This window comes from Paenibacillus sp. FSL R7-0204 (assembly GCF_038002225.1).
Taxonomy (GTDB): domain Bacteria; phylum Bacillota; class Bacilli; order Paenibacillales; family Paenibacillaceae; genus Paenibacillus_AQ.
This window is the reverse complement of the sequence record NZ_JBBOCA010000001.1, coordinates 3,998,627-4,023,215: the sequence shown is the minus strand read 5'-3', so window position 1 is coordinate 4,023,215 and position 24,589 is coordinate 3,998,627. Positions and strand designations below refer to the sequence as shown.

The following is a 24,589-nucleotide window of genomic DNA, read 5'->3' as shown; positions in this document are numbered from 1 at the left end:
TAAAGAATTATTCACTTAATCAGCAGATGCCTGCCTAAGCGAGAATTGATTCAAATCCCCTGAATATCCGTGGGACATCAAAACACCCTGGTTAACCAATGCCCGCATTCTATTGAGTATAAATGAAGTGCCCAAGAACTGCTGCGAGACTTCGAACACGCGGATGAAGACACTCCCTGCACTAACAAATCCCTTTCTGACCTGATTGCGTTCTTGCTCCTCTTCCAGTTCAATAACGGACCTAAGAATCACCTCATCCATAGAGCTTTCATCACAGCTAATAATGGCGGCATCTTTCCACAGACGCAGCATTTGATTTTCCGCCGCTAGCCTGAGCCAATCCAATTCGTATCCCCTTCTCTGATCAGATGCAAGCGGGACGCCTTGACTATATTTTTTCACGATAAGCAAGTAAGTCTCACGATCGATTGCGCCACTATAAAAGGGTACGAAACCCTCAGTGCCATGAATCGCGGCTGATTGATACAGCTCAGTCACATTAACCATATGCACTGGCTGTATGCGCTCCCGCAATACATGCAATACGAAACGCAGCCCAGTCTGGTCATGTGCATTATCCGCCACCCAAATGACGGTGATGGCATGGTGAGGGATGCTCTTCACGGTCTGTACCATATGGACAAGCCGATTCTCTTGGTTGTGATGCTGGCTAATGCTGTACTCCCCATCTCGTTCCATCATCCATAGATGCCTGTTCTGCACTCCGGTTATGGTGTCCAAACCTGATAAGGGCCCAATTGAGAATGATTCATTAAAAGCCAGGACTTGGTTTGTCTCACGTATGCCGAGGGTACTGAACGTTACTTTTAAGGAACCTGCATCCGACATGCCGAAAAGAATATGTACATATTCCTGATCCATTCGTTCATTTGAAACTCCGTGTGCCTTTGGCATAAACCCCCTCCTAATCAAACATATTCACCATGATACCACATATTGAAATCTTGCTTCCCCCTCATAAAAGTCGATTCTAGGCTGAAAGTGCTTTTTTTTGAGCAGAACGGATCCCTGTTATTTGTTACGCTCCATATGAATGTTACCAGGAAAGGAGGCGGGGGCGCTCAAGCTCAAGCTGGAAGACAACTAGGAGAGCATCTGCACAAGTTTCCCCTGATTTCTAAATTGATTTTAGAATAATAGGAGGAGTTAAGCCCATGGGTAGAAAAAAGAGGTCTGTTCAGAAATCATTGCTCGCATTCTTATTATCCTGTCTGCTGGTCTTACCGCTTGCTCTCCCGCCCGCACCGGCACATGCTTCATCTACCGGAAATCTTCCTGCCAGGCAGGCAGAATATCTGGACCGTGGGTTGGTGGCGGTGCTGACGGATGGCGGCGTGTTTGTGAGCTGGAGGTACTTGAATACGGATTCAGATGAAATCGCTTACAATATCTATAAGAACGGGATGAAAGTGAACCCGGCACCGATCGTAGACTCTACCAACTATGTGGATACGACGGGTGCGGACAGCTCGCAATATCAGATTTCTACGATTGTTGCCGGGAAGGAGGAAATGCAGCCGGAGCGGGCGGCAGTATGGCATAACTCTTATCTGCCGATTCCGCTGGATAAGCCTGCCGATGGCCGGACCAAAGACGGGGGGACGTATTCCTATTATGCCGGAGATGCCTCTGTCGGGGATCTGGACGGGGACGGGGAATATGAGATCGTTTTCTTATGGAGTCCCAGCAATTCTAAGGATAATTCACAAGCCGGCTATACCGGGAACGTCTACATCGATGCGGTCAAAATGGACGGCACCAAGCTCTGGCGCATTGATCTTGGCGTGAACATCCGGGCCGGGGCGCACTATTCGCAGCTGATGGTGTATGACCTGGACGGCAACGGCAAAGCCGAGGTCGTGGTCAAAACGGCAGACGGCACCAAAGACGGTCAAGGTACAGTCATCGGTGACGGCACCAAGGATTACCGCAATGACGGCGGATATATCCTGGACGGGCCGGAATATCTAACGCTGTTCGACGGCCAGACCGGCGCTGCGGTGTCCACCGTTGACTATGACCCGCCAAGGGGCAATGTCAGCTCGTGGGGAGACGGATACGGCAACCGCGTAGACCGTTTCCTGGCCGGGATTGCATACCTGGACGGCGTGAAGCCAAGTGTTGTTATGGCCCGGGGCTATTATACAAGAACAACGCTTACCGCATATGACTACACGAATGGCGTTTTGGTGAAGCGCTGGAACTTCGACACGAACGAAGCTGGCTCACAATATGAAGCACAGGGCAATCACAACCTTAGTGTGCTGGATGCAGACGGGGACGGCAGAGATGAGATCATGTACGGTGCGCTGGCGATAGACGATGACGGCACGCTGCTGTACAGCACCGGACTTGGCCACGGAGATGCGATGCATGCCGGGAAGCTCGATCCGAACCGGGAAGGGTATCAGGTTGTCAGTGTGCATGAGCATAAGGATGCTGCTTACGGATTGGAGATGCGTGATGCCGCAACAGGCGAGATCCTCTGGGGCCAATTTACCGGAAAAGATACCGGACGGGGAATGTCGGCGGATATCGATCCCGAGCATCCCGGATATGAGTCTTGGGCGTCCACGATTGTCAATGGACAGATGGACCCGTTATCCCGAGGCTATTCGGCAGACGGACAGGTGATCTATGAACAGAATGAAGTTACGCGAAGCGCGAATTTTGCGATCTGGTGGGATGGGGATCTTCAGCGGGAGCTGTTCGACCACGACTGGAACAACACTACCGCACAAGGCATTCCGCTCATTTATAAGTGGGATTACCGGAATAAGCAGCTGAAGGAGATTTTTCGGGCGGCGGGTACGCTAACCAATAATCATACCAAAGGCAATCCGGCGCTTCAGGCGGACCTTCTGGGCGATTGGCGCGAAGAGCTGCTGCTGCGCAGTGAAGACAGTACGGAGTACAGACTCTATACCACTACGATTCCTACAACCTACAGAATTCCAACACTAATGCAAGATCCGGTATACCGGCTGGGGATCGCCTGGCAGAATGTGGCATACAACCAGCCCCCGCACACCGGATTCTATCTTGGAACGGAGTCCACGGCATTCCCCAAAGCCAACCTGACACTGACCGGCGCGCCGCGACCGCTGGAGCAGATATACCACTTCGCGTTCGGTACGGAGCCTCCAGCCGGAACAACTTCTGTGCAGGCTACCCCTTACACGGAGGGAACGGGATATGGTTTCGAGAGCATAAGCGGAATCACCTTGGGCGCGGGCCACGCTTCCCTGCCGGAGAACACCAGGTTTACGGTGGACCTGCCGAATGCCAATTACAACGTGACGCTCAAGCTGGGCGGCGGAGACAGAGACTCGAACGTTGGGGTCAAATCTGAATTTGTGCAAAAGCTGGCGATCACCCAAATCCCTGCCGGAACACCATTGCTCTATTCCTATGACATTGCAGTGGTTGACGGGCAGTTAGAGTTTATTTTCTCCGGCAAGGCTGCTGATGTGCAGGAGATTAAGATTGAGAAGTACCCGCAGAAGACGCCGGGAACCGGAACAACCATCTATATGGCCGGGGATTCGACGATGCAGTCTTACAGCGGGATACAGGCTCCGCAGGAAGGCTGGGGCCAGCAATTCGGCAACTATTTCAGCAGCGGAGTAACGATCCAGAATGATGCCATCGGCGGCAGAAGCAGCAAGTCGTTCATGGTGGACGGCCGTCTGGATAGTATCCTACAGCGGATCAGACCGGATGATTATTTCTTCATCTCCTTCGGCCATAACGATGCAAGTGTAGGCATCCCTGACCGTTATGCCTCTCCGGCAGATTATGCAGCGTACTTGACCCGCTACGTGAACGGAGCCAAGCAGCGCGGTGCTACTCCGGTTCTGTTAACGCCGGTAGGACGCAGGGACTTCAATACGGTGACTCAGGAATTCAACGTAAGCTTTCCCCAATATGTGAAGGCGGCTCAAGAAACAGCGGCTGCGCTGAACGTCCCGCTGATTGATCTGAGCCAGCTCAGCATTGCAGATTACAACCGGATCGGCCTGGCCGCTACGGAGAAGCTTTTCCTCTATGCTAATCCTGGCGAATACCCGAAATACCCGAATGGGGTCAGCGATAATACCCATTTCAGCACCTATGGCGCGCAGGTTATTGCCGGTCTGGTGGCTGGGGCAGTGAAGGACATGGGCCTAAGTATATCCCCGTTCGTGATTGATCCCGGTATTACCGAGCCGGAGCCAGAGCCGGAGGTACAGCGGTATGAGGAGGATTTCGAGGGCGATCCGGCCGCTGCACAATACTCGATGGTGAATGCTACGGGCACTGCCGGAACTATGGCGGGGACGGTTACTGGGGAGAACGGGAACAAGGTATTGTCTGTGACCGGTTCCGGCTCCGGTAACCGCGCCAAGGTATTCCGCTTATTCGATGCGGTGAATGGCGACATTGTGAATGTCGATTTCAACTGGCATTCCGGCAATGTCGGCGCTGTTCCGTCGGAGGGGCATCTGAGTCTGCAGGATGCGAATGAGAATCTGATTTTCACCCTGTTCACCAAGACCGGAACGGCAAGTCCGAATACGAACATTCATTATTTTACCGGCCCGTATACACCTGACTATGGTACCGGCACCACTGCCATTCCAGGGGGCGGGACAGCTACGAATATTCCCAAGAATCAGTGGGTGAATGTCAAGCTGAAGATTGATTTTGCCGGAAAAACCCTTGATCTCACCTTAACAAGTCTCGCTAACCCAAGTGTCACCCAGACGATCCGGGATATTCCGCTGAGTCCTGGCGTCTATGCCAATAACGTTAGGGGCTTGCGGTTCCTGGGTACGCGAAAAGGAGGAGGAGGCACGCTGAATTGGACCACCCAGATCGACAATGTAAAAATTGAAGGTACGAAGCTGCCGGTGGCAGCAGGCGATATGGCAGCGTTGATTGCGCTGCACAAGGAAGTTAAGGCTATCGACCTGGCATCCTACACGGAAGCCTCTGTAGCGGTGGTGCATAGAGCCTTGAGCGCTGCCGAAGCTCTGATCGGAACAACAGCCTCGCAGGCGCAGATCAATCATGCGGTGAATATGCTGACCGTTGCACGCGACTCACTGACCCGTGAGCCTGCTGGGGATATTAACACGTATTCCTTTGATTTTGGCTCCGGCAGTGCAGCAGACGGCTATACGAAAGTGGATGCCAAACGGGCCTACGTGGAAGGGAACGGTTACGGGTTCGCCGACACTGCGCTGGTCCAGGACGAGAACCGGGGAACCGGCAATCCGCTGACCGAGGACTTTACGCGTGTGAATGGGACCTCTTTCGTAGTGGAGATGAAGCCGGCGAATTACCGTGTGACGATGACCATTGGGGATGCGCAAGAAGTGACCCAGACCGGTGTTACAGTGGAGCAAATGAACAAACTGCCGGCTGCCACCATCCCCTCAGGCCAATTCAAGGAAGTGACATATAATATCGCCCTGATCGATGGCGTATTTAATTTCAGCTTCTCCGGCAGTACGCCGAAGATCAACGCGCTGAAGATTGAGCGGCTGCCGGAGCAGGGGGCGGCTGATAAGCCAACCCTCTATCTGGCGAGCGATTCCACAGTGGCCAATTATGCGGAGAGCTACCGTCCGCAGGCCGGGTGGGGTGAGACGCTGGGCCGTTATTTTGACCCGGAGAAGATCAGCATTGATAACAGGGCAGTCGGCGGACTAAGCAGCAAAACCTTCCTGAATGGCGGATATCTAAACGATATTCTGCTAGGCATTCATGCAGGGGATTATCTGTTCATGCAGTGGTCGCACAATGATTCCACACCTTCCCGCCCGGAACGCTTCCTTACCCCGGAGCAGTTCAAGGTGTATCTGAAGGATTACATTAACGGCGCTGTGCAGAGAGGTGCGGTACCGGTGCTGGTTACACCAGTGAACCGTAGGGATTTCAGTGGTGAAGTGCTGAACAAAAGCTTCCCGGCATACGTACAGGCGATGAAGGAAACGGCGCAGGAGACGGGCACGCTGCTGATTGATTTGAATCAGGCAAGCTGGGAGTATTTTCAGGAGCTGGGCATAGAGGGTACCAAGTCCATCTTCATGTGGACGGGAACCACGGAGGACAACACCCATCTGCAGATGAACGGTGCGATTAAGGTAGCGGAGCTAGTGGCAGGGCTGGTGAAGGAGCTGAACATTCCGCTGTCTGCATGGGTCACCTTGGGCATACCGCTGGCGGACGGCGCTCCAGGCATACCGGAGCTGTCCGATAATAACGGGCATGATACGGGGCTGCGGGATGGCGATTATACAATTACGATGAATCTCTGGTGGGGCAATAATGGTACCCGCTTCAAGCTCTATGAGAATGGCGAAATGATTGAAGAAGGCGCTCTGACAGACCAGTCGCCGTCCGCCCAGTCGGTGCAGATCGATATTGCCGGCAGACAGAATGGAACTTATGTCTATACGCTGGAACTCAGCAATCCGCACGGTTCGGTGACAAGTGCACCCTTAACAGTAACGGTCACCGATGCCTCCCCGGGTCAGGCAGTGTTATCGGGCGATAACTGGGACGAAGACGGCAGCTATGCGGTTACGATGAATATGTGGTGGGGGACGAATGCGTCGGAATACCAGCTGTACGAGAATGGCGTATTGGTCGATACCCAGACTCTACAGGCGCATACCCCGGATGCCCAGTCCGCAGTCACTTCCATCTCCGGCAAAGCTCCCGGAACCTATGAATATGAAGCTGTCCTGAGCAACGCGGCTGGCGAGTCCAGATCCGCGAAGATGACGGTAACAGTGGGGGAGTGAGCGGCTGGCTGAAGAGTGGATGATGCGCGTGGTGGTGTGAGATTAACTGGAAAAGCCCGGGGAACCGGGCTTTTTGTGCTGCGAGAGATACATTTCATAGCTTGGGCTGAGTGTGGATGGAGGGGGAGCTGTGAAGTGCATTAATACCCCTGAATTTACCGAATGTGTGCCAAATGAGCAAATGAAGTGCATTAGTACCTCTGAATCCAGTGAATGCGGGTCAGACGGGCAACTGTAGTGCACTAGTGCACCTGAGCTACAGCAATCTTGCAATTGTACAGTAACATTCCTCTTGGCAGCGTGCTATTCTTGGGTCAGTAATACTAGCATTTAGCGCACAGTAGCACATATCACACTAGTTCCGAACCTAGCACACGGCAGTAACCAGCTCACTAATATCAGTACATTTGTTCAAAAGGGAGGCGGGGCCGGAGAGATATGTATGCGTTTACACTAAAGCGAGTTTGGATTCAATTTTTATTCGCTTAAGTTCCATTCAGCAGGCAGGTAATACGTTCATATTGCTACCCTGTATCTATTTATGTGCGTAAGGCCATGAGATGAAGGAGGCTTAATAAATGAAGTCTATCAAACACTGGATGCTTGCTCTTGTGATGACGCTGCTGCTGACCGTAATACCTGCGGGGGCGGGGAGCGCGGCGGCTGTGCTGGAGGAGGTGCCTTTTCCGATGGATTCCAGCAATCAGGCAGGGTGGTGGTCTCCTCTTGCCACCTATGGGCTTGGCTATGAGTATGCCTATATGGCCTATAACGCCCCGGGGTCGATCCCCGGCAAGCATACGGTAGCTATTGCAAGAAGGGACAACGACGGGCTATGGAGCAAGCTTCCGCTCATGGATGGGGCAACCCCGGCGGAATATCTTGATGATCTCGGGCATAACCAGCCATCTATGGCGAGGGACGGGAGCGGGCGGTTCCACGTTTTTGCGTCCATGCACAGCAACCCCTGGCGTTATTACCGTTCAGATACCGTAGGCGGGATTCCGCAGAACCACTCGGACGAGCTGCCCGCAGGCATAACGGTAACCTATCCGGTAGTCACGACTGCTCCGAATGGAGATCTGTATTTACTGGTCCGTGTTGACAAAGACCTGGCTGGCAAAAGAGAGGCCGTTCTGCTGCGCTGGAACAATGCCGATTCTGTATGGACTCAGGTCAAAATCGTTGCGGCACACCTGAACCGGTCTGTCTATCCGGACGACTTGGTCTTTGATGCGAACGGCGATCTGCATATCTTGTTCGAGTGGGCGTATTTTGCCGCCAGCCCGCTGCGCCATCAATTGTCCTATCTGAAGTACAGCCCGTCCACGGGTATGTTCAGCAAAGCGGACGGTACTCCCGTTGCAGCGCCGGTCTCCCTGACTACGGCAGATGTTGTGCAGCCTATGGCACCAAGCGAAGCCTATGTGCAGAGCGGCAGCGACCCCGGCGGTCCGGGGGTACAGAGTGCCAAGATGACGCTTGATTCAGCGGGCCGTCCGGTGATCGCTTACCGTTACCGTGAGGAGGGCAGCACAAGCTTTGCTGTGAAGCAGGCCACTTACGGTGCAGGGGGCTGGAACCTCCAGACCGTCTATAACGCTGCGCCCACCAATGCGGCGATTGATGTAACCTGGACCGGTACAGCAGCCAGAATCTATTATGTCCGAAGTAGCGGAACCGATCGTGCGTTCATGGCAGTGAATACCGGCGGTGGCTGGACGGAGAGCTCGCTTGCACCAGGTATCCCGGTTGAACGGTTAGCGGTAGACCGCAGTCCGAAGGGCATTGACACCTTGTATCTGGTAGATGTAACGAACCTGAAGCTCTACTACGGACGAAATAACTAGGCTGGGCAAGGGGAGTGCGCAGCATAGCTATCTAGCAAAGTAACCCCACAAAGTGGAGCTTCGGCTTCGAAGGTTACTCAGGTACTTTGCGGGGACCCCGAAATCTTATAAATTCTATAATGACAAAAAAAGAACCCGGACATTCGCCCGGGTTCTTTCATATTGCATATATACATACATGATGATATAATCAACTGCGACTATTTAATCTGTTCGAGAACATAAATAAGACATCTTATATTTAGATCATAACATGTCGCCACATAGAAGTCAAATTTTTTCTGCGCCCGATATGTTTCCGGTTCACAAGTTCTAATTCACAAGTTAGGGGAGATAGGTATGCGATCACTGGTTCTAGGGCTCAAGGACATGGACAATGCACCACTACTGCTGGTTGGCGGGAAGGGGCTGAACCTGAGCAAGCTGTCCCGAATGGAAGGCATCCATGTGCCTGAAGGCTTCTGTGTGACGACGGAGGGTTATCAGGAAGCTAACCGGCACAATGAAGCGTATCATACCTTGCTGGACCAATTAATGGTGATGCAAGGCCAAGACCCGGCGCAACTCATGGACATCAGCAGAGCGATCCGCGAGACGATTGAAGAATCCGAGATCCCACCCGGAATTGTGACGGCAGTAGCGCAGGAGCTATCCCGGCTTGGGGACGATCAGGCGTATGCGGTGCGTTCCAGTGCAACCGCAGAGGATCTGCCGCATGCGTCTTTTGCCGGTCAACAGGATACGTATTTAAATATAGTAGGCCTGGATGCCATTCTGGAACACATCCGCAAATGCTGGGCGTCGCTCTTCACAGACCGTGCGGTAATCTACCGGAAGCAGCAAGGCTATGATCACAGACAAGTCTATTTATCTGTCATTGTACAGAAGATGGTCTTGCCGCAGGTCTCAGGCATTATGTTCACTGCAGATCCTGTTACGAATAGCCGCAAGCTGCTATCGATCGACGCCGGGTATGGTCTGGGTGAAGCGCTCGTCTCGGGCATGGTATCTGCGGATGTCTACAAGGTGCGGGATGAGAACATCGTGGAGAAGCGGATTGCCTCCAAAAAGCTGGCGGTCTACGCATTACCGGAAGGCGGCACGGAAATCCGGCAGCTTGACCCTGTCCAGCAAGGGGCTGAGACGCTCACGGAATCACAGATTGTGCAGCTTGCCCGGATCGGAAGGCACATTGAAGCAAGCTTCGGAGGCCCGCAGGATATCGAATGGTGCCTGGCCGGTGATATCTTCTATATCGTTCAGAGCCGGCCGATTACAACTTTGTACCCCATCCCTGATTCCGGCGATTCAGAGAACCGCGCGTATATCTCGGTCGGCCACGGGCAGATGATGACAGACGCGATGAAGCCGCTGGGTTTATCTTTTCACCTGATGGTTACTCCTGCTCCTATGCGGGTAGCCGGTTCCAGGCTGTTCGTCGATGTCACCGCTTATTTGGCCTCACCAGCCAGACAGTCGATTATTGATACACTTGGAAAGTCCGATCCCTTGGTCAAAGACGCATTGCTGACAATCCTTGAACGGGAGGATTTCATCCCCGTGCCGCCAGAGCTTCAATCCGCCGCCAGTCCCGGTAAAAGCAAACCAGACATACCTTCTCCCCAGGAGCAGGAACCGCTCAAGTGTGATCCGGCCATTGTTACAGAGCTGATTAACAATAACGAAGCCTCAGTAGCTGAACTGAAGCGTGCCATTCAGGGGAAATCCGGCACGGAACTGTTTGATTTTATCCGTGAGGATATGAAGGAACTCAAGCGGCTGTTGTTCGATCCGCACAGTACGGCCGTATTCATGGCGGCAATGGATGCATCTGCATGGCTGAACGAGCATTTGAACGAATGGCTGGGCGAAATTAACGCAGCGGATACCTTATCACAATCGGTGGACAACAACATTACCTCAGCCATGGGCCTTGCGTTGCTTGATGCGGCCGATGTCATCCGCCCTTTTCCGCAGGTGGTAGATTATTTGCAGGAGCATATACAAGACGGGGATTTCCTGGCCGGACTCCTTTCATTGGAAGGCGGGCAAGCTGCCTATGCAGCGCTGACAGAGTATCTCGGTAAATACGGAATGCGCTGTACGGGAGAGATCGATATTACCCGAACCCGCTGGAGCGAGAACCCGGCGATTCTGATTCCGATGCTTCTTAGCAATATCCGGCAGTTCGCGCCTGGGGCCGGCAGACAGAAGTTCCAGCAGGGGCTTAAGGAAGCCCTGGAGAAAGAGCGGGACATCATGGAACGCTTGCGGTTGTTGCAGGATAGTGAGGACAAGATGCGGGAAACCAGACAACGGATTGAGCTGGTCCGGCATTACATCGGGTACCGTGAATATCCGAAGTACGGGATGGTCAGCCGTTACCTGGTATACAAACAGGCGATGATGAAGGAAGCGGAGCGGCTCGTGCAGGCAGGCAATATCCATGACAAGGAAGATATTTTCTATCTGCAGTTCGAGGAACTGTACGAGGCGGTTCGCACAGGGATATTCGATGACGAACTTATTAAGCAGCGTAAGGACGAATTTAAGTTAGCCGAAAAGCTTACGCCGCCCCGTGTCATCACCTCAGAGGGTGAAACCCTGTCCGGCCGGTACAGACGGGAGGATCTTCCGCCCGGTGCCCTGGCAGGTCTGCCTGTCTCTACAGGAGTGATCGAAGGCCGGGCGCGGGTCATCTTTAACATGGAGGAGGCAGATCTGAAGGAAGGAGATATTCTGGTCACCTCATATACAGACCCTAGCTGGACGCCGTTGTTCGTGTCCATTAAGGGGCTGGTCACCGAGGTCGGCGGGCTGATGACGCATGGAGCAGTGATCGCCCGGGAGTATGGCTTGCCCGCTGTTGTCGGCGTCGATAACGCTACCCGGCGGATTCAGGACGGGCAACGCATTCGCGTTGATGGAAGCGCAGGATATGTTGAGCTGCTATAATGTTTCATTAAAGACTATATTGCTGAGGCAAGGGGGAGCACTGGAACATGATTATATCGCTTGAAAATGTATCCTGGCGGCGTGAGCAGACGATGATTCTGCATGAGATGAATTGGCAGGTGGAGAAGGGACAGCACTGGTGCATAGTCGGTCTGAACGGATCAGGCAAGACGACGATGCTGAATGTCGTGAACGGCTATATCTGGCCGACCCAGGGTCAGGTGGAGGTGCTGGGCCACCGCTTCGGTGATGTGGACCTGAGAGAGCTGCGCAAGCGGATCGGCTGGGTCAGCACCTCTTTGCAGCAGAAGCTGTACGGCCATCAGACGGCGCTGAACATCATTCTGAGCGGCAAGTTCGCCACGATCGGGCTATACGACAAGACGGAAGAAGAGGACCTGAAGCAGGCAGCGGAGCTGCTGGAATTCCTGGATTGCTCGGCCCTGGCATCGCGCACTTATGATACCTTGTCGCAGGGACAACGCCAGAAGATTCTTATCGCACGGGCACTCATTGCAAACCCTGATCTGCTCATCTTGGACGAACCTTGCACGGGACTTGATATTTTTGCGCGGGAGCAGCTGCTGCAGATGATCGAGAAGATCACGAAGCAGGAAGGCGGCCCAACCTTGCTCTATGTGACCCATCATATCGAGGAAATTACACCATGCTTCACCCATACCCTGCTGGTTAAGAAGGGGGAAATCTATAAAGCCGATGAGACAGCAGAGTGCCTGAAGTCAGAGGTGCTCAGTGATTTCTTCGATACCCCGGTTGAGGTGCAGGAGCATCATAACCGGAGATGGCTTACGTTGGGTTGAATAAGAGGCGTTGCAGGCATCCATGACAAATAGTGTTTTGTACCCGGGAGACATGCCGTGTCCATTCCATCAAGTCCGCAATATTGTGTAGTGTAGGACCATAAAAACCACAATATTAGGAGGAATGACTTATGGCAGATGAAGGATGCAATCAGACCGCTTCCGGAGCTTGCTCACATGCAGAGGGAAACTCCACGACTGCAAGCGGGTTTGCTTCTCACGCTGAGGGCTATGAGACCACAGCCAGCGCTTCTGCGGCTCATGCTGAAGGCTACCAGACCATTGCATTTTTGGACACGGCCCATGCAGAAGGGAATGGAACGCTTGCCACAGCACCGGCCGCACATGCGGAAGGCTACAAGACCTATGCAATCAATGATGCTGCCCATGCTGAGGGGGGGTTAACTGTTGCTTCCGGAACTCAGTCTCACGCTGAGGGGGCTCAGACGACTGCTTCGGGTGTAGCTTCACACGCGGAAGGCAATCAAAGCACTGCAAGTGGAGAATATTCCCACTCAGAAGGCTACCTGACTGTAGCTGCTGGTTCTGCTGCTCATGCAGAAGGCTTCTCCACACTGGCAAATGGGTTTATTTCTCATGCTGAAGGTTCCTTCACTGAGGCCAACGGAAACTTTTCTCATGCTGAAGGTTCAGGTACAATTGCAGGTGCTCAGAACTCTCATGCTGAAGGGAACAGTACGGTTGTTCTTCCAGAACACACTGATGCTCATATTATGGGTACTTATGGTGAAACACTGTTTCCTGCTTCTTGGCATTTAGCCAATGGTAATCCAGCCACCCCCGGCCTGGCTGCTGCGCTTGAGGGGTCTTCCGGAGATTTATACCTTCTAGGCACGGTGAAGAATTTTGGGGCGGATTACGCTGAAATGTTTGAGACAGTGGATGGAATGCAGATAGAGCCGGGTTATTTTGTGACCACGGATGGGGAGCGGGTCAGAAGAGCAACCCCGGCAGATCATTACATCCTGGGCGTGGTCAGTGCTACACCTTCTGTCCTTGGAGACGCAAGTCCTTTGCATTGGAAAGACAAATACGAAAAGGATGAATGGGGCAGGGTCAAATATGAAGACCGGGAAGTGGAAGCCGTGACAGACAGCGAGGGCAATGTTCTGGTGACTGCGCATACTGTGAACGCTGCTGTGATCAATCCCCAATTTGACCCTTCCCAAACGTATGTGCCGCGGATGGATCGTCCAGAATGGGTGGCTGTAGGAACCATGGGCAAGCTTCTGGTCCGTGATGATGGAACCTGTCAGGTGAACGGATATTGTATGCCTGATGAGAATGGGGTGGCTACTGCTTCTGTCGAAGGGTACCGGGTCCTTGCGAGAATAGCACCGAATCAAATCCGAATTTATGTGAAATAAAGACGATTCAGCAAGAAGGTGCAGCTAAAAAATATAAAGCAGCGATCCCCTGTAACGGAGATCGCTGCTTTTGTTATGGAGGTATCCCTAAAAATATAGCCTAGAATTTATTGATACTTCGGCAGCCAGTCACCATGAGCCGCGATCAGATCGTCGCACATGCTGACAATGTCGTCCATCGACAGCTCGGCGGCGGTGTGCGGGTCCAGCATGGCGGCGTGGTAGATATGGTCCTTCTTGCGCGTCATGGCGGCTTCGATAGTCAGGAGCTGGGTGTTGATGTTGGTCCGGTTCAGCGCTGCGCACTGCGGCGGCAGATCGCCTACAAAGGTTGGCGTTACGCCGCTTCTGTCTACCAGACAAGGCACCTCGACACAGGCTTCACGCGGCAGATTGGTGATCAGGCCCGTGTTCATCACATTGCCGCCGATCTTGAACGGTACATCCGTCTCCATGGCTTCCAGGATGTAAGAGGCATATTCATGGGAACGCTCATGCGTCAGATCCTGATTGTTCACCAGCTCCCCGCGCATCTGCTCCCACTGCTTAATCTGTTCCACGCAGCGGCGCGGATATTCATCCAGCGGAATCTGGAAGCGTTCGATCAGCTCCGGGTAGTTCCGCTTGATGAAGTACGGATGATACTCGGCGTTATGTTCAGAGGATTCCGTAATATAGTAGCCGAATTTCAGCATCATCTCATAGCGGACCATATCGTAGTGCGGTTCAAGCTGCTTCTCCGCTGCACGCCGTTTGATTTCCGGATACAGGTCCTCGCCGTCTCTGGTAACTTCAAGCAGCCAGGCCATGTGGTTGATGCCGGCGATTTTGGCTTGTACCCCTGTCTTGTCAATGCCGAGGTGGTCGAATAATCCGGGAATACACTGCTGCACGCTGTGGCAGAGTCCAATAGTATTCACACCGCCGTAAGTGTTCATGACATTCGTCAGAACAGCCATTGGGTTCGTATAGTTCAGGAACAGCGCATCCGGGCACACCTCACGGATATCCGCTGCAAAATCCAGCATAACCGGAATGGTACGCAGATTGCGGAAAATGCCGCCAATGCCTACAGTGTCCGCAATGGTCTGGCGCAGGCCGTATTTCTTGGGAATCTCAAAATCCGTAATCGTACAAGGATCGTACCCGCCGACCTGAATGGCATTCACTACATATTTGGCACCGCGCAGCGCTTCCTTGCGGTCAGTATACGTATTGACGGTACAAGTGCTGCCGCTGCTTTTCTTCAGATTCTGGAGCATGCTGGCAGAATCATTCAGACGCTGGAGATCGATATCATATAGGGCAAGCTCGAAGCCCTGCAGAGCGGGCGTAGCCATGATATCTCCGAGGACGTTTTTGGCGAACACTGTACTTCCGGCACCGATAAATGTAACTTTGGACATAAGAGTCTAACCTCCTGTGGGTTGTGGGATATTAGGTTTCAGAAGCTTTTTTCGCTTGTTTCATCTATAATCACTATAGAATAGAACCGAAGTCCCGCCTATGGAGAAAGACAAGATAGATATGGAGGAATGTTGCATGAATCCGGATCACTACGAGTTCACTCTGGCCATTAACCTGACACCGGAGGAGCAGGATTTGTCAGTGCTGTTCAGCGGCGAGGGGAGACCGCTTCCCGGACATACCATTGGACCGTCCGTACATGATTTCTACTTAATACATACCGTTCTGGAGGGCGGAGGCCGGTTCGAGTGCGGGACATTCGCGGCCGAGTGCCGGGCGGGAGATACCTTTGTGATTATGCCCGGCTCCTTATTCAGCTATAAGGCTGACCCGGATATTCCGTGGCATTATGCGTGGGTTGCCCTGCAGGGGATTGGTGTTCTGGATCTGCTTAGAGCCGTGGGGATTACCAGGGAGCAGCCCTTTATCCGTTCCAGTGACGGCAACGCCCTTGAGCTGCATAGCCTATATGAACGTATCCGGCAGGCATTCAAGCAATCCGCGTATCCGCGGCTGGAAAGTCTGGAGGCATCGGGCTGGGCCCGGCTGCTGCTGCATCAGTTCGGACGGGATAATCTAAGCGCCTTGCCGCCGAATCCGTCCGGGATGCCGGAGATGATCGACCGGCAGATCGACCAGGCGATCCGCTGGATCTCACTGCAATACCATCAGCAGATCAGCATCGATCACCTCGCTTCCTCGCTCGGCTATCACCGGGTTCATTTATCCAAGGCGTTCAAGCAACGGACCGGCCTCTCGCCCAAGCAGTTCTTGCTTAAAATCAGAATGGACAAGGCCCGGGAGCTGCTGGGAAGCTTGCTGACGATTGAACAGGTGGCCTCCTCGGTCGGCTTCAATGACGCCTTGTATTTCTCCAAGCAATTCCGCAAAGCTACCGGCATGCCGCCGAGCGAATACCGGGCGGGACTTAGGAACGGGAACGAAAAAGATACAGGAGGATCAAGCATATGAAACCGCAAGTTCAGCGAATCCGTGATCTGACTATTGTGCGAAGAGGAGGAGGCCGCTTGCTGGTTATCGGCTGTGATTCCAGCGCCAGCATCGGGAATAAGCCGATGGATGCTTTGCAGACCCCACCTGATGTTGCAGGATATTATGCTGCCAGAGTTGCAGTAATGGAGGTATTGTCTGTGGGGGCGGAGATCTTAACGGTCATCGATACCCTGGCGGTAGAGAAGGAGCCTACAGGGAATGAGATTATCCGTGGCATTCACAAACTGCTTGAGGAAGCCGGATTAACTGCCGCCCACGTGAACGGCAGCACCGAGGATAATTTCGTGACCTGCCAGACAGGTATAGGAATCACTGTGATCGGGGAGGCGGATGAGACGCAGTTGAAGCTGGGGTGCTCACAGGGCGGAGACTGTATCGTGATGCTGGGCAAGCCGCTGGTCGGAAGCGCTGTTCTGGAGCAGGAAGCAAGCTTGTGTACCATCCGGCAGCTTCAGCTGCTCGCAGCCGCGCCGGAAGTCCATGACATTCACCCGGTCGGCTCTAAGGGAGCAGGATATGAAGCGGAGTTGCTCGCGGAGCTGAACGGCTGCGGCTTCCAGCCGGTGCCTGGAATAGCAGATAAGCTACAGGCATCCGGGGGGCCGGCGACAGCGGTGATTTTTGCGGCAGAGGAACGTAAGATGAGAGAACTTCAGTCCAGAATAGGCGGCGAAATGGAGATTATCGGTTATTTGCAGGATTGACCGGCCTGCGGAAGGTGAATACAGCGCGAACAAGGCGGCTTTGATTGAGCCAGATCTGGCTTGCCTGCGAACAAATGGATAAACGCATCTTAATTTCCCGCTTTCTGCGGGATTTACGGAGATAAGTGGAAAAACAGCAGCTGATGCTCATGGATTAGGCCATTTCAGGTAATGTGTAGGAATTTAAGTGCCCTTTTTCCAACTACGTCCCCAAGTGTGGCCCCATACGTTCCAGGCAGGTGGAGAAAATCCACCTGAATTCGCTCCCACAACGCACACCATTGACAGCTTTCCAATTAACAGTTATTATAGACACTCGTAGTCCTTGATCAAAGCGATGATGACAAGACAAGTACGATGATGATGACGATACAATGTCTTCAGCCTTTGAGGGACTACTTCTTTTTCGGACTAATCAAAGACTATATAAGTCTCTAATATCCGCAAAATAACCGTCGTCACCCGCACGTAAAGACACCATCCACCAAATTCAAGGAGGAATTACAAATGAAGAATCTGGAAAATGCTGATGTAGTCATTATCGGAGGAGGGCCTGCGGGGCTTAATGCTGCGCTGATGCTGGGGCGGGCACGAAAACGGACGATAGTAATAGATGCCGGGCGTCCGCGTAATGCGGTCACCCGGGAGGCGCATGGCTTCCTGACCCGGGATGGGATTGCCCCGTTTGAACTCCGGCGGATTGCCATAGAGCAGCTTGGGGCTTATCCGTCCGTCTCTCATAGTGAAGATACCGTAACGTCTGTTACCGGCGAGGATGGGGCCTTCCTGCTGGAGACAGCTTCAGGGCTTAGGATCACCAGCAAGAAGCTGCTGTTCGCCGCAGGCATGAAGGACCGCAGGCTGGATATTCCGGGACTTGCCGAGGTGTACGGGAAGAGCGCCTTTGTCTGCCCGTACTGCGATGGCTGGGAATTAAGAGATCAGCCGCTGGTGGTCATCAGCAGAGGGGCTGCACTCATGCATCTGGCGCCGTTGTTATACGGGTGGACTAAGCGATTTGCGGTCTGCACGAATGGACCCGATGAGCTCACAGAAGCGGAACGCGAGGAATTGCGCGCTCATGATATCCCGTTATTCGATGCTCCGATTCGTGAGATTTCTTCCAGTGAGGGCATAGTTAACCATGTGAAGCTTATGGATGGTACAGAGATTCCTTGTACCGGCATCTTCTTCCGGCCCGAGCTGACTCCGGGAACGGATCTGCCGGACTCCCTGGGCTGCCGGATATCCGAGCAGGGCATCCTTGAAGTCGGTGAATCCGGTCAGACCAGCGTACCAGGGATCTACGCTGCCGGGGATGTCGCCACGATGATGCATCAGTCCATAGCCGCCGCTGCAGCGGGCGCGATAGCTGCTGCAGCGCTGAACGGCGAGCTGAACCGGGAAGCTTGGAAGGCCGGGCTTGCATAATTTTTCCCCTTGCAGCAAAGGATAACATTACTATGAATATGAAATTCAAAGGGTAGAGCAGGGAGGGAGTACAGATGAATACTGCAAAGGAAGCAGAACCGGAGACCCGGCTGACCGCGCTGCTGGCAGAGAATGAACTGTTGTTGCGCGGAGTTTTTGATGGCTGTGAGGATGTGGTGTTCCATTCGTTCCAGACTGTTCATCGTACTTCCGCGCTCTGTGTGTACTGTACAGGATTATGTGATACGGAGCGGCTGGAGCAGCAATTGCTGGTACCGCTGGAGCAGACAGGGCTTGCAGTTGAACCGGCTGTGGAAGGGTCTGCTGAGGTTCCGGTTGCCTCGAGTCACCAGCTTAGAACCGTAGAACAAGCCGTCACAGCGATCATGGACGGTGAAGCTGTGCTTTTGTTGGACGGTCAGGCTTCTGGTCACGGATATCCGCTTTACAAGGTCCCCACCCGGACTCCCGAAGAACCGGCGGCTGAATCCACTGTCCGCGGGGCCCGTGACGGCTTCACAGAAGCTCTGGCTACGAATCAGTCTCTATTGCGTATGCGGCTTAAAACGCCAGCACTGAAGCTACACTCTAACACTATTGGAGAGTACAGCCATACGAAGGTCACCCTCGCTTATGTGGAAGGAATCATTCAGCCGGGACTGGTCACTGAAGTCAACAAACGGCTAAGCCGCCTGAATATCAAAGATGTGCTGGAGAGCCAGTATATTGAGCAGGGCATCATTGACCAGCCCTTTTCACCGTTTCCGCAGATGATTGCCACGGAGCGCCCGGATGTGGTGGTCTCCAATCTGCTGGAGGGACGGTTTGCGCTGCTGATCGACGGGACTCCCTTCAGCCTGATTGCCCCGGTTAACATGTTCTCCATGCTCCAATCCCCGGAGGATTACTACGAGAACATCTACATGAGTATTTTTGTCCGCTGGCTCAGATATATTTTCTATGCTCTGTCGCTCCTGCTCCCCTCAGCTTACGTAGCCATCACCACCTTCCATCAGGAGATGATCCCCACCGTGCTGCTGCTGAGTATCGCGCGGGCGAGAGAGGAGATCCCCTTTCCGGCCCTGGTGGAAGCGCTCATTATGGAGATAGCCTTCGAGGCGCTGCGGGAGGCCGGCGTCCGGCTGCCGAAGCAGATAGGTTCCGCCGTCAGTATCGTGGGCGCGCTGATTATAGGCCAGGCTGCCACCACTGCGGGAATTGTCTCTGCACCGATGATCATTATCGTGGCTATCACGGGCATTGCTTCCTTCATGGTTCCGCGTTATTCCGCCAGTATCGCAACCCGTCTGCTTCGGTTCCCCATGATGATTCTGGCAGGCACGATGGGGCTGATCGGCGTCATGCTCGGCATCATCCTGGTGGTCATTCATCTTAGCAGTCTGCGTTCGTTCGGCAGGCCCTATCTGTCACCGGCAGCTCCGACATTCAGCAAGGGCTTGAAGGATGTATTGTGGATCTCGCAGCCGCGGAGCAAATGATGGCAGCCGGACTTCACCAGAGAAGGGGATTCTTATGTTGACTGACAAAGGGAAAATATCGGTTACCCAGCTGGCCTTCCTTGTTTTCCCCTCGATTCTTGCCACCGCTATCCTGTCTGTCCCCGGGATCACCATGCATTATGCAGGACATGATATGTGGTTATCGCCCATCCTGGGCTCGCTGATTGGAGTAACGGTCATAGGGATCTCGCTTGGACTGAACCGGCTTTATCCCGGCAAGACCATTATGCAGTCCAGTCTGCTGATCGCCGGGTGGCTGCCGGGCAAGGTGATCGGGCTGGGTTTTCTGCTCTTTCTGCCCCATTTGAACGGCCTGATTATTCTGGAATACGGCGAGTTCATTGTGAATAATGCACTTCCCAAGACGCCGCTGCTTGTCATTATGGGGACGATGGTTGCGGTCTGCGCGATTAATGTAAGGCAGGGCATAGAGGTGGTCAGCCGGACCGCCCAGGTGTTCGTTACGCTCCTGGTGGTGATGCTCTGCCTGATCTTTGTGCTCCTGACCGGAGAACTCCGGCCTGCCGAGCTGCTTCCGTTCATGGAGAACGGGTTCGTTCCTATCGTCAAAGGCGCGGTGGCTCCGGCGGCATGGTTCAGTGAATATACTGTGCTGGCCTTTCTGCTGCCTTACATCAACAGCAAGAAACATCTGGGCCGGACGATGCTCGTTTCGCTTGTCGTAACGACACTGGCGATGACGGTGACCAACCTGTTCTGTCTGCTGCTGATGGGAGATCTCACGGACAGCTTTGCTTTTCCGGTGATGATTGCTGCACGTTACATTACGATTGCCGATTTCCTGCAGCATATTGAGGCGCTCATTATTGCGATCTGGATCTTCGGGATCTTTGTCAAAATCTCTGTCTTTCTCTACATCTTCGCCACCTCAGCCGCTGAATGGTTCGGGATGGACGATTATAGACCGCTGGTGATTCCGCTCGCCTTCGTAAGCATGGTGTTCTCTTACTGGGTAGTGACGGGCGCTGCGGGTGCGGCTGCGCTTATCAGCGCTTCGGCTAACATATATACAATGGTATTCCTGGTGGGGCTTCCCGCCGCAATCTATGGACTGGCTCTGCTGAAGAAGGGGCTGAAGCTTCTGAGCAAGGGATGATAAGGAGGGAGGGCAATGCGGGGCTGCAGAGTCATGATTATGCTGCTGCTGAGCAGTATACTGCTCAGCGGATGCTGGGACCGGACGGAGATCAATGACCTGGCCATCGTGCTCGCCACCGGCGTGGATTATAAAGACGGCCAGGCACAATTGACGGCCCAGATCTTCATTCCGCGTAAAGGAAGCGGCGGCTCGGAGAGCGGCGGGGCAGGTGAAAGCGCAAGCGGAGTCACCATGACCCGCACTGCTGAAGGAGTGAACATTGCGGAAGCCTTGAACCGGCTGCAGCGGAAGGTCGCCCGCCATATGTTCTGGGGCCAATGTGAGGTGATTGTGATCAGTGAAGAGGCGGGGAAGCAGGGGCTGCGTGAATTCGTCGATTTCTTCCTCCGTTATCCGCAGTTCCGCGAACATGCGTATATCTTCTCCAGCAAGGATTCCGCCAAGGATATTCTTGCCCTGCTGGACCCGCTGGAGCGCAGCTCCTCCGAATCTCTCCGGGAAATGGCGAATATGAACCTGGGCACGCGTGTGACTCTGCTGGAATTATCCCAATCCATTCAGGGAGCCAGCGGTTCGGCCATCCTAACCCGTATCCTGATTGCTCCCCCGGAACCGAACGATGGACCGAATGCGACGACCCCCTCACTCAAGGGGTTAAGCCTGTATAAGCACGGCCGTTATTCCCTCACTGTAAAAGAACCGGTAAGCCTCGGAGTACTGCTCATGATTAATGAGCTTAATAATATTATCATGCCGGTTACCCTGGAAGGGGAGAAGGGGGCCTTCTCGATCCTGTCTAAACAAATCACCACCATGCTGAAGCCAAGCATCGTAAACGGGGAATGGATGATGAAGGTCCGGATTGTGGCGAGTGGAGAGGTCGTTCTGAATACAACTGATGCCAATCTGACTGATCCGTCCAAGGTGATAGCGCTGAAGAAGGCTTGGGAGAAGCGGCTTAAGGAAGCTGCCGATCAGGCACTCCATATGTCCCAAAAGGAGCAGAAGACCGACTTTTACAGATTCGCCGATTCCTTCCGCAAACATTACCCGCAAGAGTGGAAGGCAAAGAAGGAACAGTGGGAGACTATGTACCCTGAGCTGCAGGTGGAGGTCTCCGTCAAGACGAGCATTACCGGGAACGGAAGATCAACCGGGCCCCAAGGCATACCAGAGCAATCGGCCCACTGACGGAGGGTACGCCTGAATTCCAGCAACCATACAAGGATGTGGGAAGCATGAAAATAGCAATGATCCTATCGATTCTGCTGCTGTCCTGCGGGATCATTATTTTTGAATTCCGGGGCAGTAAGGACAAGAAAGCCAGAAAGGTGATTGCAGGCATTACGTTTGCTGCGGCGGGTCTTACCATTCTTCTGTTATTTCAACCAGGCTTGCCGGGTCCCACCGAGCTGGTGAAGCTGTTGTTCGGCAGAATCGATCTGATTATGAAATGAAGCTAAGGCAGTCCCTCCGGGGGCTGTCTTTTAAGTTATTACCAAATTCATTTAAGCGATTACATTTTCTTATCTCCTGGGGTAGCTATAATGAAGAACAAGAGAGCTCCTTAATACAGCCGGAGGGATGGGAGAAATGAAAGCGGTTTTAAACAATCAGCAAGATCAAATCGGACTAACGCGAAAACACACCTTTTGGCTCAGGATCAGGAGAGATGCCCTACTCTACATCCTTTTGCTGCTGCCACTCCTGTACATTGCCATTTTTAAATATGCCCCGATTTACGGCTTGATTATGGCCTTTCAGGATTACAATATTTTTCAGGGGACGAGTGGAAGCGAATGGGTGGGACTTGATGTGTTCCGGTTTATTTTTCAGCAGGACAGCTTCTACCGTGCCCTCAAAAATACGCTGGTCCTAAATGTGCTGGATTTAGTGGCAGGCTTCCCGGCCCCGATTATCCTGGCGATACTGCTTAACGAGGTCCGGATGGCACGGTTCAAGAAATTAACGCAGACGATTCTCTATCTGCCACACTTCATGTCCTGGGTGATTATCGGCGGGATTGTCTATCTGATGTTCTCCAACAGCGGGATGGTGAATCTTTTCCTGGATAGCCTGGGCCTGTCGAAAATTGAATTCTTGTCGCAGAAGACCCCTTGGCTGGTCACCTATATTACTGTGGGGGTATGGCAGAACATCGGGTGGGGTACGATTATTTATCTCGCGGCGATTACCGGCATCAACAAGGAGCTGTATGAAGCGTCCGATATGGACGGCTGCAGCAGACTCCGCAAAATGTGGCATATTACACTGCCGGGCATTAAATCTACGATTAACATTCTGCTGATTCTTCAGATTGGCCGAATGGTATCGATCGGGTTCGACCGCCCGTTTGTAATGGGGAATTCACTGGTCAGCGAATATTCCGATGTCATCAGCACCTTCGTGTACAGAGTAGGTATCAGCTCGGGAGACTTCTCCCAGGCAACGGCCGTCGGGCTGTTCCAGTCTGTGGTAGGTCTGACCCTGCTGATCGGTGCCAACTATATTGCGAAGAAATTGGGTGAGGATGGGATATGGTGAGAGCGGCAAGCACGATACGAACAGGGCGGATTGGCCGGAAAAAAAGTGTGGCAGATATTGCGATTATAGTCTTTATTGTAGCTTTGTCGTTCACCTGCATTGTCCCGTTCCTATACATGATAGCGTTATCATTCAGCTCCAACGAAGCGATTATCTCGCAGAAGGTAAGCTTATGGCCGGTAGACTTCACTGTAGAGACGTATAAGACGATTCTGAGCGATGCCGATATGCTGTATACGCTGGGCTATAGTATTGTCCTGACCATTTTTTACACGGTGGTGTGTATGTTCCTGACGATCTGTGCGGCGTACCCGTTAACGAAAAAGCGGCTGTGGGGGAGAAATTTCCTGCTGTCCGCGCTGGTCTTCACGATGTATTTCAGCGGCGGTCTGATTCCTTCCTATATCCTGATTAAGAACCTGGGGATGATGGATACGATATGGAGTCTGGTGCTGCCGGGCGCGATGAGTGTATTTAATCTGATTATCCTGAAAACCTTCTTCAGCTCTCTTCCCGAGAGTCTGGAGGAATCGGCGTCCATTGACGGGTGCTCGGATCTGGGGATTCTTCTGCGGATTGTGCTGCCTCTCTCGCTGCCTTCGATTGCCACCTTAAGCCTCTTCTATGCCGTAGACCGGTGGAACGGATTCCAGGATGCCTTATTCTATATTACCAAAAAAGAGCTATATCCCATGCAGCTTAAGCTGTACCAGATCATCTCAGCCAACCAGCAGCTCGACAGCCAGCAGGGCGGCGAGGGGAGTGTCGGCTCGTTCATTGTGCCGGAGTCGCTGAAGGCTGCAAGCGTTATGTTCACCACCATTCCGATTCTGCTGATCTACCCCAAGCTGCAGAAGTATTTCGTAGACGGTGTAATGACAGGCGCGATCAAGGGCTGAAGCGGTACACTCCAAGGAAGGGGGAATGCTTGGCTGGGGGAAGTTGAAGCTGCCTGGGCAA

16 protein-coding genes are annotated in these 24,589 nt (G+C 53.2%); 14 read left to right on the top strand and 2 right to left on the bottom strand.

Going from position 1 to position 24,589, the window contains the following annotated elements:
- Positions 1 to 15 precede the first annotated feature (15 nt).
- Entirely contained in the window at positions 16 to 915 is a 900-nt protein-coding gene (locus MKX42_RS17735; protein WP_340753649.1) for a DUF1835 domain-containing protein, read from the bottom strand.
- A 260-nt stretch (positions 916 to 1,175) separates the two neighbouring features.
- On the opposite strand from MKX42_RS17735, the gene MKX42_RS17730 reads away from it, so the two are divergent.
- From MKX42_RS17730 to MKX42_RS17710, 5 genes are all read left to right on the top strand, one after another.
- Complete coding sequence (locus MKX42_RS17730) at positions 1,176 to 6,815, top strand: rhamnogalacturonan lyase family protein (RefSeq protein ID WP_340753648.1); 5,640 nt, start codon at positions 1,176 to 1,178, stop codon at positions 6,813 to 6,815.
- Positions 6,816 to 7,393: 578 nt separating this feature from the next.
- On the top strand, positions 7,394 to 8,665 hold the full coding sequence (locus tag MKX42_RS17725) for a BNR-4 repeat-containing protein (RefSeq protein ID WP_340753647.1): 1,272 nt from the start codon (positions 7,394 to 7,396) through the stop codon (positions 8,663 to 8,665).
- A 339-nt stretch (positions 8,666 to 9,004) separates the two neighbouring features.
- The gene (ppsA, locus tag MKX42_RS17720; RefSeq protein ID WP_340753646.1) at positions 9,005 to 11,620 is read left to right on the top strand and encodes a phosphoenolpyruvate synthase; all 2,616 of its coding nucleotides are present in this window, start codon (positions 9,005 to 9,007) and stop codon (positions 11,618 to 11,620) included.
- Between the two features lie 47 nt (positions 11,621 to 11,667).
- Positions 11,668 to 12,441 (top strand): ABC transporter ATP-binding protein, encoded by a 774-nt coding sequence (locus MKX42_RS17715; protein ID WP_340753645.1) that lies wholly within the window; start codon positions 11,668 to 11,670, stop codon positions 12,439 to 12,441.
- A 131-nt stretch (positions 12,442 to 12,572) separates the two neighbouring features.
- Positions 12,573 to 13,829: a peptidase G2 autoproteolytic cleavage domain-containing protein gene (locus tag MKX42_RS17710; protein ID WP_340753644.1), complete on the top strand. Its 1,257-nt coding sequence runs from the start codon at positions 12,573 to 12,575 to the stop codon at positions 13,827 to 13,829.
- A gap of 107 nt (positions 13,830 to 13,936) precedes the next feature.
- On the opposite strand, the gene MKX42_RS17705 is transcribed toward MKX42_RS17710, so the two are convergent.
- Positions 13,937 to 15,235, bottom strand: coding sequence for an alpha-glucosidase/alpha-galactosidase (locus tag MKX42_RS17705; RefSeq protein ID WP_340753643.1), 1,299 nt, complete (start codon positions 15,233 to 15,235; stop codon positions 13,937 to 13,939).
- A 136-nt stretch (positions 15,236 to 15,371) separates the two neighbouring features.
- Between MKX42_RS17705 and MKX42_RS17700 the strand changes: the two genes are divergently transcribed.
- The 9 genes from MKX42_RS17700 to MKX42_RS17660 all read left to right on the top strand — a co-directional run bounded on the left by MKX42_RS17700 (position 15,372) and on the right by MKX42_RS17660 (position 24,528).
- Positions 15,372 to 16,268 (top strand): AraC family transcriptional regulator, encoded by an 897-nt coding sequence (locus MKX42_RS17700; protein WP_340753642.1) that lies wholly within the window; start codon positions 15,372 to 15,374, stop codon positions 16,266 to 16,268.
- Positions 16,265 to 17,014 carry an AIR synthase related protein gene (locus MKX42_RS17695; RefSeq protein ID WP_340753641.1) on the top strand — a complete coding sequence of 250 codons (750 nt, stop codon included), beginning with the start codon at positions 16,265 to 16,267 and terminating at the stop codon, positions 17,012 to 17,014. The genes MKX42_RS17700 and MKX42_RS17695 overlap by 4 nt, the downstream gene beginning before the upstream one ends.
- A gap of 507 nt (positions 17,015 to 17,521) precedes the next feature.
- The gene (locus tag MKX42_RS17690; RefSeq protein WP_445669329.1) at positions 17,522 to 18,445 is read left to right on the top strand and encodes an NAD(P)/FAD-dependent oxidoreductase; all 924 of its coding nucleotides are present in this window, start codon (positions 17,522 to 17,524) and stop codon (positions 18,443 to 18,445) included.
- A 74-nt stretch (positions 18,446 to 18,519) separates the two neighbouring features.
- On the top strand, positions 18,520 to 19,944 hold the full coding sequence (locus MKX42_RS17685; RefSeq protein ID WP_340753640.1) for a spore germination protein: 1,425 nt from the start codon (positions 18,520 to 18,522) through the stop codon (positions 19,942 to 19,944).
- A 34-nt stretch (positions 19,945 to 19,978) separates the two neighbouring features.
- Positions 19,979 to 21,082, top strand: coding sequence for a GerAB/ArcD/ProY family transporter (locus MKX42_RS17680; RefSeq protein ID WP_340753639.1), 1,104 nt, complete (start codon positions 19,979 to 19,981; stop codon positions 21,080 to 21,082).
- A gap of 15 nt (positions 21,083 to 21,097) precedes the next feature.
- A complete protein-coding gene (locus MKX42_RS17675; protein WP_340753638.1) occupies positions 21,098 to 22,276 on the top strand; it encodes a Ger(x)C family spore germination protein in 1,179 nt (392 codons plus the stop codon).
- Between the two features lie 47 nt (positions 22,277 to 22,323).
- The gene (locus tag MKX42_RS17670; protein WP_339256790.1) at positions 22,324 to 22,542 is read left to right on the top strand and encodes a hypothetical protein; all 219 of its coding nucleotides are present in this window, start codon (positions 22,324 to 22,326) and stop codon (positions 22,540 to 22,542) included.
- Positions 22,543 to 22,678: 136 nt separating this feature from the next.
- Positions 22,679 to 23,629: an ABC transporter permease gene (locus MKX42_RS17665; protein ID WP_340753637.1), complete on the top strand. Its 951-nt coding sequence runs from the start codon at positions 22,679 to 22,681 to the stop codon at positions 23,627 to 23,629.
- Complete coding sequence (locus tag MKX42_RS17660; protein WP_340753636.1) at positions 23,623 to 24,528, top strand: carbohydrate ABC transporter permease; 906 nt, start codon at positions 23,623 to 23,625, stop codon at positions 24,526 to 24,528. The genes MKX42_RS17665 and MKX42_RS17660 overlap by 7 nt, the downstream gene beginning before the upstream one ends.
- The last annotated feature ends 61 nt before the right edge of the window (positions 24,529 to 24,589 follow it).

Coding starts and splice junctions, on each gene's coding strand:
- MKX42_RS17675 (WP_340753638.1), top strand. CDS start 21,098: ATGCGGGGCTGCAGAGTCATGATTATGCTGCTGCTGAGCAGTATACTG.
- MKX42_RS17685 (WP_340753640.1), top strand. CDS start 18,520: ATGAATACTGCAAAGGAAGCAGAACCGGAGACCCGGCTGACCGCGCTG.
- MKX42_RS17715 (WP_340753645.1), top strand. CDS start 11,668: ATGATTATATCGCTTGAAAATGTATCCTGGCGGCGTGAGCAGACGATG.
- MKX42_RS17695 (WP_340753641.1), top strand. CDS start 16,265: ATGAAACCGCAAGTTCAGCGAATCCGTGATCTGACTATTGTGCGAAGA.
- MKX42_RS17735 (WP_340753649.1), bottom strand. CDS start 915: ATGCCAAAGGCACACGGAGTTTCAAATGAACGAATGGATCAGGAATAT.
- MKX42_RS17660 (WP_340753636.1), top strand. CDS start 23,623: ATGGTGAGAGCGGCAAGCACGATACGAACAGGGCGGATTGGCCGGAAA.
- MKX42_RS17725 (WP_340753647.1), top strand. CDS start 7,394: ATGAAGTCTATCAAACACTGGATGCTTGCTCTTGTGATGACGCTGCTG.
- MKX42_RS17700 (WP_340753642.1), top strand. CDS start 15,372: ATGAATCCGGATCACTACGAGTTCACTCTGGCCATTAACCTGACACCG.
- MKX42_RS17705 (WP_340753643.1), bottom strand. CDS start 15,235: ATGTCCAAAGTTACATTTATCGGTGCCGGAAGTACAGTGTTCGCCAAA.
- MKX42_RS17730 (WP_340753648.1), top strand. CDS start 1,176: ATGGGTAGAAAAAAGAGGTCTGTTCAGAAATCATTGCTCGCATTCTTA.
- MKX42_RS17670 (WP_339256790.1), top strand. CDS start 22,324: ATGAAAATAGCAATGATCCTATCGATTCTGCTGCTGTCCTGCGGGATC.
- MKX42_RS17710 (WP_340753644.1), top strand. CDS start 12,573: ATGGCAGATGAAGGATGCAATCAGACCGCTTCCGGAGCTTGCTCACAT.
- MKX42_RS17665 (WP_340753637.1), top strand. CDS start 22,679: ATGAAAGCGGTTTTAAACAATCAGCAAGATCAAATCGGACTAACGCGA.
- MKX42_RS17680 (WP_340753639.1), top strand. CDS start 19,979: ATGTTGACTGACAAAGGGAAAATATCGGTTACCCAGCTGGCCTTCCTT.
- ppsA (WP_340753646.1), top strand. CDS start 9,005: ATGCGATCACTGGTTCTAGGGCTCAAGGACATGGACAATGCACCACTA.
- MKX42_RS17690 (WP_445669329.1), top strand. CDS start 17,522: ATGAAGAATCTGGAAAATGCTGATGTAGTCATTATCGGAGGAGGGCCT.